Origin of the sequence: Clostridium pacaense (assembly GCF_020709765.2) — a bacterium.
In the GTDB taxonomy this organism is placed as follows: Bacteria; Bacillota; Clostridia; order Lachnospirales; family Lachnospiraceae; genus Enterocloster; species Enterocloster hominis.
Window position 1 is genome coordinate 63,183 of the sequence record NZ_JAJFEB020000011.1, and the last position, 13,178, is coordinate 76,360.

Below are 13,178 nucleotides of genomic sequence, written 5' to 3' on the forward strand. Positions count from 1 at the left end.
TTTTCAAAAATATTTGGCAGAAATGCGGGCGTACCCGTAGTAGACCATGCAGCCAAAAAATGCAGCTTATGACGCTGCCGCAGAGAAAGGAGGTTTTTCACTATGGCAAGTTTACGGGACACCGTAAAGGACTATCAAGACGAGCTTAGGGACGGTATCGCATGGGTGGCGTTCTGGAAACAGGGGCGTTCATGGAACGCGGAATATTTTCATCTTGATATGGACGATACGCTCTACCCGGAGGACAGGAGCCGGTTAGAGGAAATAAAAAGCATTGACCCCGCCGCCGTTATCTTAAACGGCTACTATTGCGGGCATTTAGGCGAGGACATGAGCCTTGACGAGCTGACCGCCGGAGTGCGTTACCACTACGAAAACAGCATGAACGACATTGACGGTTTTATCGGAGCGCATGACGACAGGCTTCCCCCGGAGGTTATCGAGGAAGCGAGGGCAGCCGCCCATGAAGCGGGGCTTCCCTTTTCCGAAAAGCCCTACCGGGACGGGGAGGATTTTAACCCCTATGTATTTGACGGGAGCATGAGCATTGAGGATTTTGAGCTTATGCACCGCATGATTGAAAAAGAAAGGAGCGAACAAATGGCAGAACCGATTTTAAGCGGCTATCTTTCCAATCTTGGGAAGTACACCGAGGGCAGACCCGCGGGCGAATGGGTGACATTCCCCACGACTGCCGAACATCTGAAAGAAGTCTTTGACCGTATCGGGATTGACTTCAAGCACTATGAGGAATGGCATTTCACAGAATTTCAATCCACTATCCCCGGCTTGACGGAGCATTTAAGCGAGTATTCCCACCCCGACGAGCTGAACTATTTAGGGAAGCTCTTGGAAATGCAGTTTGACGACGACCGGGAGAAATTCATTGCAGCCATTGAATACGGCGACCATGCCGACAGCTTACAGGACATTATCAACCTTGCACAGAACCTTGACTGCTACTGGATTTATCCGTCCGTCCACAATGAAGAAGAATACGGGCGTTATCTGGTTGATGAACTGGAAGAACCGGAACTTCCCGAAGAAGCGAAAAAGTATTTCATGTATGAGGAATACGGGCGGGACGCTTCCATTAACGACGACGGTATGTTTACCGAAAAGGGCTATATCTACAACAACCGCAACACCTTTACAGAATGGTACGACGGGCGCGACGTGCCGGAGGAATACCGGGTAACGCCGCAGCCCCCGCAGCCGGAAAGACCCGACCCGTCAAAGGTAGAAATGGACGCAGCCGCGCCGGGGCAGAGAACGGCGCAGACCGCAGAGCAGCCACAGGAGCCGCGCCCGGTTATCCCTATCGTGCTGACGAGCGAGAAGCCCGCCGAAAAGCTCAAAGAGATTACCGACCGTCTGGAACAGGGTATTGCGGAACTCTTTGACAGCGAGCGTTACCGGGAATATCTGAAAGTCATGTCAAAATTCCATAATTACAGCTTCCGAAACACCGTCCTTATCGCCATGCAGAAGCCGGACGCTTCCCTTGTGGCGGGCTTTTCCGCTTGGAAGAACAACTTTGAACGAAACGTGATGAAAGGGCAAAAGGGAATTAAAATCATTGCTCCGTCACCCTATAAAATCAAACAGGAAATGCAGAAAATCGACCCGCACACGCAGAAGCCCGTTATCGGCAAGGACGGGAAGCCCGTCACCGAGGAAAAGGAAGTCACCATACCCGCCTACAAGGTGGTATCCGTCTTTGACGTTTCCCAGACCGAGGGAAAGGAGCTGCCGGACATTGCGGTTGACGAGCTGACAGGCGACGTTGACCGCTACAAGGATTTTTTCGCAGCCCTTGAAAAGACTTCCCCCGTTCCTATCGCCTTTGAGAATATCGAGGGCGGCTCTCATGGCTACTACCACTTGGAGGACAAGCGCATTGCTATCAACGAGGGCATGAGCGAATTACAGACCTTAAAGACCGCTATTCACGAAATCGCCCATGCGAAGCTGCACGACATTGACCTCAACGCGCCAAAGGACGAGCAGCAGCCCCACGTTGACCGCCGCACCCGCGAAGTCGAAGCGGAAAGCGTCGCCTATACTGTCTGCCAACATTACGGGCTTGACACGTCGGACTACTCTTTCGGCTATGTCGCCGGGTGGAGCAGCGGGCGGGAGCTGTCCGAGCTGAAAAGCTCCCTTGAAACGATACGCAGCGCAGCCGCCGAGATTATCAATTCCATAGACGAGAACTTAGCGGAGCTGCAAAAGGCACAGGACAAGGAGCAGACCGCCGGACAGGAGCAGCCCACCAGAGAGGGACAGGAAGCCGCGCCGGAGAAGCCGGATCCGGAAGCAGCCGCACCGGGAAAATCCGGCGCACAGGAAAAAGCGGGCGCAGCCCCGAAAGAAGCCTTTACCCCGGAAACGATTTACAGAGTGCGCCGGAACCCTTACAGCGACAGCCGGGAAAACAGCTACCTCTTGCAAGCCTATGTGACACAGGAGAACGGGCGGGCGAAAATGGGCGACGTGCTTTATACGGGAACGCCGGAGAAATGCCGCGAGCTTATGGGGCAGCTCAAAAGCGGCGAGCTGACCGAGGGCGACGTGAAGCAGCTTTACGCAAAGGCACAGGAAACGGCGCAGACCGCCGGACAGGACAAAGACACCTTTTCCATTTACCAGATAAAGGGCGGGGACGAAACAAGGGATTTCCGCTTTGAGCCATACGACCGCCTGCAGGCGGCGGGAAATGTGGTTGACAGGGCGAACTATGAGCTTGTCTATTCCGCGCCCCTTGCGCCGGAAACTTCCCTTGAAGATATTTACACCTGTTTCAATATCGACCACCCCAAAGATTTTAAGGGACACAGCCTTTCCGTTTCCGACGTGGTAGTGCTTCATCAGGACGGACAGGACGCGGCGCATTTCGTTGACAGTGTAGGTTTTCGGGAAGTGCCGGAGTTTTTACAGGAGCAAAAGCAGCTTACCCCGGACGACTTGGAAACGGGCGAAACTGTCAAGACACCGAGGGGGACTTTCCATGTGACCGCCATGAGCCGGGAGCAGATAGAAGCCGCCGGATATGGCTTTCACCACCAGTCGGACGACGGAAAGTATCTGATTATGGGGAATGGGACGCGGGCGTTTGCCGTTGCCGCAGAACAGGCGCAGCGGGACAATCCCTTGAAAACCGCCGAGCAGACCACAGAGCAGAACGGGAACATGATTGACGGTATCATCAACAACACCCCCACCGTTGACGAACTGGAAGCAAAGGTAAAGGCGGGCGAGCAGATTTCCCTTGTTGACCTGGCTAACGCTGTCAAAGCCGACAAGGAGCGCGGCAAGGGAGCGAAGCCGGAAAAGAAACCCTCTATCCGGGCGCAGCTTAGAGCCGACAAGGAAAAGGCACAGAAGAAAAACGCAAAGCAGAAGTCACAGGACTTGGAAAGGAGCTGACCCATGCCGGAACAGAGCAAATTTGAAAACATGGATTTGTTTGCTTCCCTTGAAGCGATTATGAAGCAGAACACAGGCTTTTACCAGAGCGACTTAGACATTGACAAAGAGATTATCGCAAAGGCGGCGGCAAGCCCCCACAGGGAGGACAAAACACTTTTGTGGTTCTGCCGCCCGTCCGGGACGCACTGTTTCCGGGAGCGCGACGTTTTCCTCAAAGACACCGCGCCCCACAACACATGGCGTTTCTACATGGAGCAGACAAGCGACCGCGTTCTTGCCTATGCAATCGAGCTGACGGGAAAGGAGCGCGGGAAAATCAAGGGCAATCTGTACGAACTGGACTACTCTAAACATTATGAGCGCGTCAAGGAAAAGGAGCTGCCCGCCGATACGGTGAAGCTGATTTATGAGCATGGGGAAAGGGTACAGGAAGCCGGGAGATATTTTGACGGAACCCCAGACCCGCAGCTTGGGAAATTTGAACGCTTTGAAGCCGTACCCAACGACCCGGACGCGCTGCAATCGCTCTTACAGGAAGAACGGCGCAGCCGGGAGCAGCTTTCGCCGGGGGATTTCAAGGCGCATATTGCCGCTTTGCGGGACGGGCTGATTGAAACGGAAGCGCGGCGCATTGTGCGGGAAATGAAGCGGCATTACGAGCCGAACAGCCCGAACAAGACCCATTTCATGGCAGAGCTTTCCCCGGCGTTCATGCGGCTTGCAGCCACAAAGGACACTGACCGCCTTTTCTCCATGCTGCCCTACAAGACCCTTTCCTTTTCCAAAATCGAGGGCAGACATGGGACGTATGCGCTGATTGACAAGGGGGAGAACCGGGACAGGGAGATAAGGAAGCCCCGCCCCTCTATCCGGGCGCAGCTTAAAGCAGACAAGGCAAAGACCGCCCCGAAAAAGGCGGCGGCAAAAACAAAAAATCACGATATGGAGGTATGAGCATGATTAGACTGACTGTTGAAGAAACAAACCTTTTGAGCATTTACAACGAGGGCGGCAAGCGGGCTTTGATTGAGAATGTCAACGCCGCGCTGCCCTACATGGACGCGGATATGCGGGAGCTTGCAAAGCGCACCCTTTCCAAAGTGGACGCTTTGACCGAAGCGGAATTTGCAGAGCTTCCCATTTACGCCGCTGATGAAGTATGAACGGGGTTAAGCGGCTGACGCCGCCCCAGAGCCGGAAAGTCAACGCCCTTGTGCGCCGGACGTGCTGCAATTATGATAACGGGAACTGTATCTTACTGGACGACGGGGACGAGTGCGTATGTCCGCAGCTCATTTCCTATTCGCTTCTCTGCAAGTGGTTCCGGGTTGCGGTGCTTCCCGCCGACAGGCTGCTTTATGCGGAGCTTTACCAGACAGGGGATAAGAAGAAATGTACCGAGTGCGGCGCGTTCTTTGCGTCAACCTCTAACAGTGTCAAATACTGCCCCGTCTGCCGGAAACGTATCACCCGCAGACAAGCCGCCGAGCGCATGAGGAAAAGACGCGCCCCTGTTACGCAGTAGGCGCGGAAAATCCCTTGATTTACAGGGCTTTCCGGGCGTGAAAATCGGATAGGCGATACTTTATACCTTTACCCCCAAAAATGGCGTTCTACTGCGTAACATTCACGAAAACAGCACCCATAAAAAGACAGGGCGCGGAAGTCATATACTGGCTTCCGCGCCCTGTTCTTTTTTTGCCTATCTGACATTTCCCTTTTCCATTTCTTCAAGCGGGAACTGCGGGAGGGCTTCTATCAGCTTCTTTGTGATGGACTGGCGCATATCTTCGTTGATTTCCTGTTTCGTGCTTCCGTCCGGCTGTCTGACCGCTACCGTCGATAGCCTGTCGATTTCGTCCTTGTAGCACTCCACGACTTTCTCCACCGCCCATTTTTCCCCGGCAACGGCGGCGCGTATGGTTTCATATTCCGGCATTTTCTGGTTTTCCATGCTCAACGCTCCTCTGCTTTTTGATAGCCCTATCATAGCACAGCGGCGGGGATTTTGCTATCCTTATCCGCGCTCTGTTCCCTTTTCCCGTTCCGGCTGCCTGTCTGCCTGTAAAATGCTGTCAATGTTCTGCTTGATAATATCGTATTCCCGGACTTTCTTTTTCAGCTTCCCATAGTCGGCATAAAGGGCTTCTTTCTGCGCTTGGAGGGCTTCATATTCCGATTGCAGCGCGGCAAGGTTCGGGAGCTTTGCAATGCCCGCCGCTTTCAGCGACCTTGCGGCGGCTTCATGTAGGATAATCGCCTGTTCCTGTCCGGCGCGGTACTTCTCCCTGTTCCTTGCCTTGCGGTATGCGTCATAGACGGGCTTTGTCTTTTGGTAGGTGGAAACATTCTTGATAAGCACCGCCATGTCCGCAAGCCGCTTTTCCGCGTCCTTCAATGCGTCTGCCGCCTGTCCGCTTTCCGCTGCCATTTCTTCAATCCGGCTGACTAAATCCGCGTACTGTTCAATCTTATGTTCCGTCAAGAAATTCATGGTCTTTGCTGCCTGTTTCAGATTGTGGATTTTCGCCCACTGTTCATAGCCCTTACTCTGCGCCGCCTTGATACTGTTCTCAATGTCGATAAGCAGCGAAACGCCGCGCTGCTCTCTGGGGGCTTTCGCCGCCTTTGCCCGTCTGCCCGCTATCCGTTCCCTTATGGCTTCCTCTGTATAATCCGCGCCGAGGGTTTTAAGACGGGTGAAGCGTTCCTGTCCGGGGGCGCGGCATGACACATATTTCCCCGGCTTTATCTCATAGCCCGCCGCCTGTAACCGCTGCAACAATTCCTCAAAACTGGAAACTTGGGGGATAAGCGCGTCAACGGCAATCTTTAGCTTGCCTTTCCAACTTGTACCCGTCTTTTCTGCCTGGTACTCCGCATAGCTCTTTCCCTTGCTGCCCTTGCCGGGAACGACGACGGACAAGCCATTTTCCCGACACAGCTTGTCGCTCATGTTCCGTATGCCGTAATAGCTCCTTTTGTTGGAATTATATTTGCGGTGGTCTACGAAATTTACGGCGCAGAAAATAATGTGATTGTGGACGTGTCCTTTGTCAATGTGCGTCGTGAGTACATATTCATGCTGCCCCTTTGTTACCGCGTCGGCAAGCTGCTTTCCGATTTCATGGGCTTTCTGATAATCGACTTCCCCCGGCTCAAAGGACTGTATCAGATGAAAGGCTAAATTGTTCCCCTTTTGGAGTGCTTGGGACAAGGTATATTCAAATTCAATATCTGCCGTTTCATAGGAGCAGCCGAAAGAGGACACAAGCATTTTTCCGTCCGTCTTGTCCGGGTTTTCGATATAGTCAAGGGCTTTGCTTAGAGTGCTTTTAATAGGCTTAATCTTTGTAACCGCCATATCTCCGCAAGCACCCCCTTTATTTCCTCTATGTCCTCTTGGTATGCGTTCCCCGTCGCGTTTACGCGGCGTGCTATCTGGTTGACGTTGACACCGATTTTCTGTATCTCTGCGGTCATTGCCTTTATATCGGCATGGTCTATCTGAATGATATACCCGTCAATGGCAATCTTCCGCAGATATGCCGCCATGTTCCGGGTGGGTACGAGCTTCATTTTTTCCAGTATTAAATCCCGTTCCGCTTCCGTCACTCTGAATTTGATTTGCACCGTTCTTTTGCGTCCGTTCATGTATTCGCTCCTTTCCTTTCCGTTCCGAGGGTTTGGGACACTTCCCAACAAGCAATTTTCAACCGACGCGCCGCAGCGCGGGAGGGGAAAATACGGAAGTGGGTACCCGCTTCCTATGCTTGCTACGAATGTTTTTATCCCTTATGCCTTACTACGGAGCTATGCCCGGTTTTGCCAAACTTCCGCAAAAGAAAAACGCTGCAATCCTCAAAAAAAGATTACAACGCTCTCTAAACCTTATTCAATTCTGACGGACACTTCTTATCTGCCCTCTGTTTCGACTTCCGCTATCTCCTTTGCCGTTGCGCTCACAATCCGTATGCCTGTATCGCTCATACCGTCAAGAAGCGCGTCAAGCTGCCGCCGCTGCGTGTTCTTCTCTGGCGGCGTTTCCAAAAGAAACTGGTCTACGGATATATTGTAGCGGAGCATAAGCTCAAAGAAAATCTGTAAACTTGGGTGCTGCCCCTTGTTCTCAATGTTCGCAAGGTAGCGCGGCGAGATAAACATTTCGTCGCTCACTTTCTTGCGGCTCTCCTTGCGCCCTGTCCGCGCCGCCTTTATCGCTGCCCCAAAAGCCTTGAAATCGTATTTCGGTACTGGTCTTTTTGCCATAGTTATTCACCCTGTTACATTTTACTGTTCCCCTTTCTTCTTGGATATGTCTACACAATTCAATCAGTTAGCCAAAATAATTCATATGTATATGTTGACAATTAGCCGCTTTTTTTGTATAGTATTATTAAAAGGGGGAAATGTTTATGTTACATAGCATGCGTATTCGATAAGCATTGAAATCAAAAAAGATTTTTCCCATTTTCAATATGGGCTTTTTTGTCATGCTTATTTTGCGTATGCTATACAACAAAACTAACGATGTATAGACATAGTATAAAAACTATGCCTTAATTTTGTTGTAGTGTTATATGTATAAATGCAGGTCAATGCTCATGTTGAGAATTGACCTGTATTTTTTTGCACAAAAGGAGAAATATTATGCTTGAAAAATATTGGATAAAATGTCCAATTTGTAACGGAAAGACGAGGGTTCAAGTATTTTATAATACGGTATTAAGAAATTTTCCTCTTTTCTGCCCTAAATGTAAATTAACACATATCATTGATGTTGAAAAATTAGAAATCATAATCAAAAACTCTGAAAAACAAAAGGAAGGATATTAAATGAAACACTTACCTAAAAGTACACTTACGGAAATATTGAATGACCCATACGGATTTACTTACAAAGAAATGTCGGAAGTAATTGGAGAGGATAAAGCAAGAGCCTTATATGCGGAATTGTATAAACAGCCATTTCACAAAAAAAATCTATCAATATCAACAAAAAAAGTCTATAAAAGTAGCGATACTGAAAAGTATGTTTATGAATTGAAAGACAACAGGTATATCGAAACGGTTTTTATTAAACGGCGAGATGGTGGGACTGTTTGCGTAAGTACGCAAGTTGGTTGTTCTGTTGGCTGTATTTTTTGTGAGTCCGGACGCAATGGTTTCGTTCGTAATCTAACACCATCTGAAATTGTGCAACAGGTCATATTGATACGTCAAAAAGTAAATCGTATCGTTTTTATGGGAATGGGAGAACCTTTATTCAATTACGACAACTTGATTGCAGCAATCCATATTCTTCGAGATAGAAATGGACTTAACTTTCCAACCGACGGCATTACCGTATCAACAGTTGGTCCAGTTAATCAATTAAAAAAATTGCGCGAAGAACATCTAAAAATTCAGTTGACAATATCTTTACATGCAGCAACACAGGCTGCGAGAAACTGCATCATTCCTCATATGCACATGTACGCTATTGAAGATGTTGTTAAGCAAGCATTGTCCTATTCACAAAGGCATAATCGAAAAGTGGTATTTGCGTATTTGCTTTTACCAGGTATAAATGACCGTTCCTCAGATATAAGGCAACTTGCAAAATGGTTTAAGGGCAAAAATGTTATGATTAACGTGCTGCAATACAACCCGACGAGTAATTCAAAAATTAGAGCACCACAAAAACAAGAAATGGTTGCGTTCAAACATCAATTAGAGCAAACAGGACTTGAAGTTACCATGAGAGTTTCTCATGGTAGAGAGATTAAAGCAGCTTGTGGACAGTTAGCTAATACATATAATAAAGCCAAAAAACAACAAAAATAATTTAATTAAAAGAGCCAGACGCACAGACGCAGAGCCGATAATATGCAGTTTGAAATACTGCTGTTATCGGCTCTTTTTTGATTTAATTTGTGCCCCCAATAACCATATTGGAGCAAAATCAGAACTGTTGCTTGTCGTTCTTTGATTTCCGCAGCAGCTTTGAAAAACCAAAGCCGCCGTTTCTTTTTATCTTCTAATGAAATGACGCGGTATCACTGTTAAAAGCGGCGGCTAAAAGGAGGTAGCCGCCATGAAGCACATACCATATCGACAAAATCCGACGGTCATTGACACATCAAAAAAAGCCCGACCACCGCCGGGGAAAACTACGTCTATCAATATGAACTGTCTAATCATCTGAATACCGCTTACAATACCTATACGTCTGTCCGGGCTTTTCGGACAGGCGTATTTTGCTGCTCAAAAAATTTTTTGAAAAAAATCCGAAAATCTTCGGCGTTTTTTTCAAAAGGCAGTATTGCCCCGCGAAAAGGGGGAAGCACCACCAACTTTCCAACGAGAAAGGGGGTGAGAATGTGGAACCTAATCGCAGGGAGTTTATAAAACAGTGCGCTTTCCAGAAGTTTTGTAATACGGTACTGCACAATGAAGCGTGTGACGCTCACAAAGAGCTGCACAGGCATAAGGCAAGGGAGATTACCTTTTCCGACTTGACCTTAGAAGAAGCGCGGCAGCTTCATACCTTTGATGAATATTTCAAAGGGGAAATCGCCTTTGAAAGAGCCGGGAAGAAAATCACGCCGAAGCTGCTTCTTGAAGCAATCCGTACTTTGCCGGAAGAAAAGCGCAAAGCCGTACTCCTGTACTATTTCGAGGGAATGAACGACACCGAGATTGCGGAGCTGTTCGATACGTCGAGAAGCACGATACAGTACAGGCGGACAAGCTCTTTTGAGCTGCTAAAAAAATATCTGGAGGAAAATGCTGATGAATGGGACGAATGGTAACGAACCCGGCTACCCGGAAAAAGCCCTTGTTCCCTATCCTGTCATTTTGGCAGCGACAAAGGGCGACCCGGACGCTATGAAGATTGTCTTGCAGCATTTCAGCGGCTACATAGCCCGCCTCTCCATGCGGAAGCTGTACGACGAGCGCGGGAACGTCTATTTTGGCGTAGACCACGACATTCGGGAACGGCTGCAAGCAAAACTGATGATGGCTGTCCTCACCTTTAAGGCAGAGGAATAAACCGCAGCGGCGGGACGCTTTCTCTCTCCCCCTTTTCCGTTCCGCTGCTGACGCGGCAGCAAAGCCATTCTGAACCTTGACAAAGAAAGCGGCGCAAGATAACGGCGGCGCAGCATAGGGCAAATCGGATACGTTCCTTTTGCGCCGAGCCATACGGTGGGTGCGCCATGACGCTATCCGGGTGAGGTTATCCCCGCCCGGACAGCCGAGCGACCAACACCGCGCCGGAAAGCAAGTGTAGCGGCTTGCGGGCGACGACACGCAAAATATACAATGATACTTCCTTACAGCCACAGTCCGAGCGTTAAGAGCGTCGCAGGCAATGGGTAGGGCTGCATGAGAACCATGCCGGGGTGAAATTCCCATGAGGTTATGCTAATAACCGTCCGATTAAAGCCTTTGTTTTCTTGAATAGTGGACTTGCTGCTATTCATAGACTGTATTATATGTTTGCGAAAGAAAGGGGGATTTTCTTTGACGCAAAACCAGACGCCCGTTACCACAACGGAGCATAAAATCGGAAAAGTTACTTACCTTGTATGTTCGTCCGCAAGTGAACGCGCAACGGACACACTGGATAAAAAGATAAAGAAGCTCATTCGCAAGGACATGGAGCTGAACCCCGCAAACGCCCGGAAATAGGGCGTTTCTTCACATTTTATACATGACACAGGCAGCGGTATGTGGTATAATATAGACAGTACAAATACCATGCTTGTCTGTCGTCGGAAAGGAGGACAAAATGTTACAGACAGACAAGATTACCGCTTTATATTGCAGATTGAGCCAGGAAGATATGCAAGCCGGGGAAAGCGAAAGCATACAGAACCAAAAACTGATTTTACAAAAGTATGCTGACGAACACCACTTTTTCAACACACGCTTTTTTGTAGACGACGGATTTTCCGGCGTGAGCTTTGAGCGTGAGGGGCTTCAAGCCATGCTGCATGAGGTTGAAGCCGGGAACGTGGCGACCGTCATAACAAAAGACCTTTCCCGTCTGGGACGTAATTATCTGAAAACCGGCGAACTGATAGAGATTGTTTTCCCCGAATACGAAGTGCGCTACATTGCCATTAACGACGGTGTAGACACAGCGAGGGAAGATAACGAGTTTACCCCTCTGCGGAACTGGTTCAACGAGTTTTACGCCCGCGACACCTCAAAGAAAATCCGGGCTGTCAAACAGGCAAAGGCACAGAAAGGCGAGCGCGTCAACGGCGAAGCTCCTTACGGCTACCTTATCGACCCGGATAACCGCAATCATCTGATACCCGACCCGGAAACGGCACACGTCGTAAAACAGATTTTTGCAATGTATGTACGGGGCGACCGTATGTGTGAAATCCAGAACTGGCTGCGGGACAATGAGATATTGACCGTCGGGGAACTGCGCTACCGCAGGACAGGGAGCAAACGCCACCCCCGCCCACAGCTCAACGCATGGTACAACTGGCCGGATAAGACACTGTACGACATTCTGACAAGGAAAGAGTATTTAGGGCATACCATAACCGGGAAAACCTACAAGGTATCTTATAAGTCGAAAAAGACGAAAAAGAACCCGGAGGAAAAAAGGTATTTCTTCCCCAACACTCACGAACCTTTGATTGATGAAGAAACCTTTGAACTTGCACAGAAGCGGATTGCCACCCGGCAACGCCCGACAAAGGTTGATGAAATTGACCTGTTTTCCGGGCTGCTCTTTTGTGGGGACTGCGGCTACAAAATGTATGCAGTACGCGGAGCCGGGACGCTTGAACGGAAACACGCCTACACTTGCGGCAACTACCGCAACCGGGCAAGAAATGATATGCTCTGCACTACGCATTATATCCGCAAAAGCGTATTGAAAGAACTTGTCCTTGCAGACTTGCAGCGAGTAACGTCTTATGTGAAAGAGCATGAACAGGAGTTTATCGAAACCGCCAACGAGTGCAGCGCAAAGGCAGTACAAAAGACGCTGACACAGCAGCGGAAAGAACTTGACAAGGCGCAGAACCGTATTAACGAGCTGAACATCTTATTCCGCAAGCTCTACGAGGACAACGCTTTAGGGAAACTTTCAGATGAACAATTTGCTTTTCTGACTTCCGGCTATGATGAAGAAAAAAAGACGCTGACCCGGAGGATTGCGGAGCTGTCACAGGAAATCGACAACGCCACCGAGCGCAGCGCGGACGTAAAAAGGTTTGTCGCACTGGTACGCAGATACACAGCGATTGAAGAACTGACCTACGAAAACGTCCATGAATTTATTGACCGTATTCTTATTCACGAACTGGATAAGGAAACGAACACCCGCAAAATCGAAATCTTTTATAGCTTTGTCGGCAGAGTTGATACAGGCGACAAGCCTACTGAAAGTATCTCCTATTTCAGACAGATAGGAGCCGACGTAAAGAGTTATGCTATCTAACATACATCAAAAAGAGGTAAGATAACACCCTCTGCAAAAAAGGTATCGTTATCTTACCTCAACAAAATTTGTACCAGAATAACCATCGTCCACATACGTTTTTGCTATGTGCCATCCCTGCTTTTTCACATAATCCGTGAGGATGGATTTCTGTGTCGCAATGCTCGCACTCTCGTTATCCGTACCATCGTCTTTAGATAAGCGGCAATAAATGCCGACTAAATAGATTTTCTTTTCTTCTTTGATTCCTGCCATACTGTAAAACCTCCGTATCTGTCCTATCTGTTTTCAT

Annotated in this window: 15 protein-coding genes; 10 read left to right on the forward strand and 5 right to left on the reverse strand. The window is 49.1% G+C overall.

Annotation, left to right across the window (positions count from 1 at the left end):
- The first annotated feature begins 102 nt into the window (after positions 1 to 102).
- Genes LK536_RS47425 through LK536_RS47440 form a run of 4 tightly spaced genes read left to right on the forward strand, consistent with a single transcriptional unit; the run spans position 103 to position 4,957 of the window.
- The gene (locus tag LK536_RS47425) at positions 103 to 3,429 is read left to right on the forward strand and encodes an antirestriction protein ArdA (RefSeq protein ID WP_006859298.1); all 3,327 of its coding nucleotides are present in this window, start codon (positions 103 to 105) and stop codon (positions 3,427 to 3,429) included.
- A 60-nt stretch (positions 3,430 to 3,489) separates the two neighbouring features.
- Complete coding sequence (locus tag LK536_RS47430; protein WP_437443566.1) at positions 3,490 to 4,386, forward strand: hypothetical protein; 897 nt, start codon at positions 3,490 to 3,492, stop codon at positions 4,384 to 4,386.
- Positions 4,387 to 4,388: 2 nt separating this feature from the next.
- Entirely contained in the window at positions 4,389 to 4,595 is a 207-nt protein-coding gene (locus LK536_RS47435) for a transposon-transfer assisting family protein (protein ID WP_002569181.1), read from the forward strand.
- A complete protein-coding gene (locus LK536_RS47440) occupies positions 4,592 to 4,957 on the forward strand; it encodes a cysteine-rich VLP domain-containing protein (protein WP_002585089.1) in 366 nt (121 codons plus the stop codon). The genes LK536_RS47435 and LK536_RS47440 overlap by 4 nt, the downstream gene beginning before the upstream one ends.
- Before the next feature lie 177 nt (positions 4,958 to 5,134).
- Here the strand turns inward: LK536_RS47440 and LK536_RS47445 are convergent, their stop codons facing one another.
- The 4 genes from LK536_RS47445 to LK536_RS47460 form a co-directional block, all read right to left on the reverse strand.
- Entirely contained in the window at positions 5,135 to 5,386 is a 252-nt protein-coding gene (locus LK536_RS47445) for a helix-turn-helix domain-containing protein (RefSeq protein WP_002585088.1), read from the reverse strand.
- A 63-nt stretch (positions 5,387 to 5,449) separates the two neighbouring features.
- Complete coding sequence (locus LK536_RS47450) at positions 5,450 to 6,796, reverse strand: relaxase/mobilization nuclease domain-containing protein (RefSeq protein WP_002585087.1); 1,347 nt, start codon at positions 6,794 to 6,796, stop codon at positions 5,450 to 5,452.
- Complete coding sequence (locus LK536_RS47455) at positions 6,757 to 7,086, reverse strand: plasmid mobilization protein (protein ID WP_002585086.1); 330 nt, start codon at positions 7,084 to 7,086, stop codon at positions 6,757 to 6,759. The genes LK536_RS47450 and LK536_RS47455 overlap by 40 nt, the downstream gene beginning before the upstream one ends.
- A 261-nt stretch (positions 7,087 to 7,347) precedes the next feature.
- On the reverse strand, positions 7,348 to 7,701 hold the full coding sequence (locus LK536_RS47460) for a helix-turn-helix transcriptional regulator (protein ID WP_004607969.1): 354 nt from the start codon (positions 7,699 to 7,701) through the stop codon (positions 7,348 to 7,350).
- A gap of 381 nt (positions 7,702 to 8,082) precedes the next feature.
- Here LK536_RS47460 and LK536_RS47465 point away from each other — a divergent pair, with 381 nt between their 5' ends.
- From LK536_RS47465 to LK536_RS47490, 6 genes are all read left to right on the forward strand, one after another.
- Positions 8,083 to 8,268: a cysteine-rich KTR domain-containing protein gene (locus LK536_RS47465; protein WP_004607970.1), complete on the forward strand. Its 186-nt coding sequence runs from the start codon at positions 8,083 to 8,085 to the stop codon at positions 8,266 to 8,268.
- On the forward strand, positions 8,269 to 9,258 hold the full coding sequence (gene rlmN / locus LK536_RS47470; RefSeq protein WP_004607971.1) for a 23S rRNA (adenine(2503)-C(2))-methyltransferase RlmN: 990 nt from the start codon (positions 8,269 to 8,271) through the stop codon (positions 9,256 to 9,258).
- 536 nt (positions 9,259 to 9,794) lie between these two features.
- Positions 9,795 to 10,226 carry an RNA polymerase sigma factor gene (locus LK536_RS47475; protein WP_009255547.1) on the forward strand — a complete coding sequence of 144 codons (432 nt, stop codon included), beginning with the start codon at positions 9,795 to 9,797 and terminating at the stop codon, positions 10,224 to 10,226.
- Positions 10,207 to 10,467: a helix-turn-helix domain-containing protein gene (locus LK536_RS47480; protein WP_002590583.1), complete on the forward strand. Its 261-nt coding sequence runs from the start codon at positions 10,207 to 10,209 to the stop codon at positions 10,465 to 10,467. Before LK536_RS47475 ends, LK536_RS47480 begins: the two co-directional genes overlap by 20 nt.
- Before the next feature lie 414 nt (positions 10,468 to 10,881).
- The gene (locus LK536_RS47485; protein ID WP_004607973.1) at positions 10,882 to 11,109 is read left to right on the forward strand and encodes a TnpW family protein; all 228 of its coding nucleotides are present in this window, start codon (positions 10,882 to 10,884) and stop codon (positions 11,107 to 11,109) included.
- A 100-nt stretch (positions 11,110 to 11,209) separates the two neighbouring features.
- Positions 11,210 to 12,886 carry a recombinase family protein gene (locus tag LK536_RS47490; RefSeq protein ID WP_002569190.1) on the forward strand — a complete coding sequence of 559 codons (1,677 nt, stop codon included), beginning with the start codon at positions 11,210 to 11,212 and terminating at the stop codon, positions 12,884 to 12,886.
- Positions 12,887 to 12,934: 48 nt separating this feature from the next.
- On the opposite strand, the gene LK536_RS47495 is transcribed toward LK536_RS47490, so the two are convergent.
- Complete coding sequence (locus LK536_RS47495) at positions 12,935 to 13,141, reverse strand: recombinase family protein (RefSeq protein WP_004607974.1); 207 nt, start codon at positions 13,139 to 13,141, stop codon at positions 12,935 to 12,937.
- Positions 13,142 to 13,178 lie beyond the last annotated feature (37 nt).

Bases quoted from the DNA above. Each gene is read 5' to 3' on its own strand.
- LK536_RS47425 (WP_006859298.1), top strand. From the start codon at position 103: ATGGCAAGTTTACGGGACACCGTAAAGGACTATCAAGACGAGCTTAGG.
- LK536_RS47430 (WP_437443566.1), top strand. From the start codon at position 3,490: ATGAAGCAGAACACAGGCTTTTACCAGAGCGACTTAGACATTGACAAA.
- LK536_RS47435 (WP_002569181.1), top strand. From the start codon at position 4,389: ATGATTAGACTGACTGTTGAAGAAACAAACCTTTTGAGCATTTACAAC.
- LK536_RS47440 (WP_002585089.1), top strand. From the start codon at position 4,592: ATGAACGGGGTTAAGCGGCTGACGCCGCCCCAGAGCCGGAAAGTCAAC.
- LK536_RS47445 (WP_002585088.1), bottom strand. From the start codon at position 5,386: ATGGAAAACCAGAAAATGCCGGAATATGAAACCATACGCGCCGCCGTT.
- LK536_RS47450 (WP_002585087.1), bottom strand. From the start codon at position 6,796: ATGGCGGTTACAAAGATTAAGCCTATTAAAAGCACTCTAAGCAAAGCC.
- LK536_RS47455 (WP_002585086.1), bottom strand. From the start codon at position 7,086: ATGAACGGACGCAAAAGAACGGTGCAAATCAAATTCAGAGTGACGGAA.
- LK536_RS47460 (WP_004607969.1), bottom strand. From the start codon at position 7,701: ATGGCAAAAAGACCAGTACCGAAATACGATTTCAAGGCTTTTGGGGCA.
- LK536_RS47465 (WP_004607970.1), top strand. From the start codon at position 8,083: ATGCTTGAAAAATATTGGATAAAATGTCCAATTTGTAACGGAAAGACG.
- rlmN (WP_004607971.1), top strand. From the start codon at position 8,269: ATGAAACACTTACCTAAAAGTACACTTACGGAAATATTGAATGACCCA.
- LK536_RS47480 (WP_002590583.1), top strand. From the start codon at position 10,207: ATGAATGGGACGAATGGTAACGAACCCGGCTACCCGGAAAAAGCCCTT.
- LK536_RS47490 (WP_002569190.1), top strand. From the start codon at position 11,210: ATGTTACAGACAGACAAGATTACCGCTTTATATTGCAGATTGAGCCAG.
- LK536_RS47495 (WP_004607974.1), bottom strand. From the start codon at position 13,141: ATGGCAGGAATCAAAGAAGAAAAGAAAATCTATTTAGTCGGCATTTAT.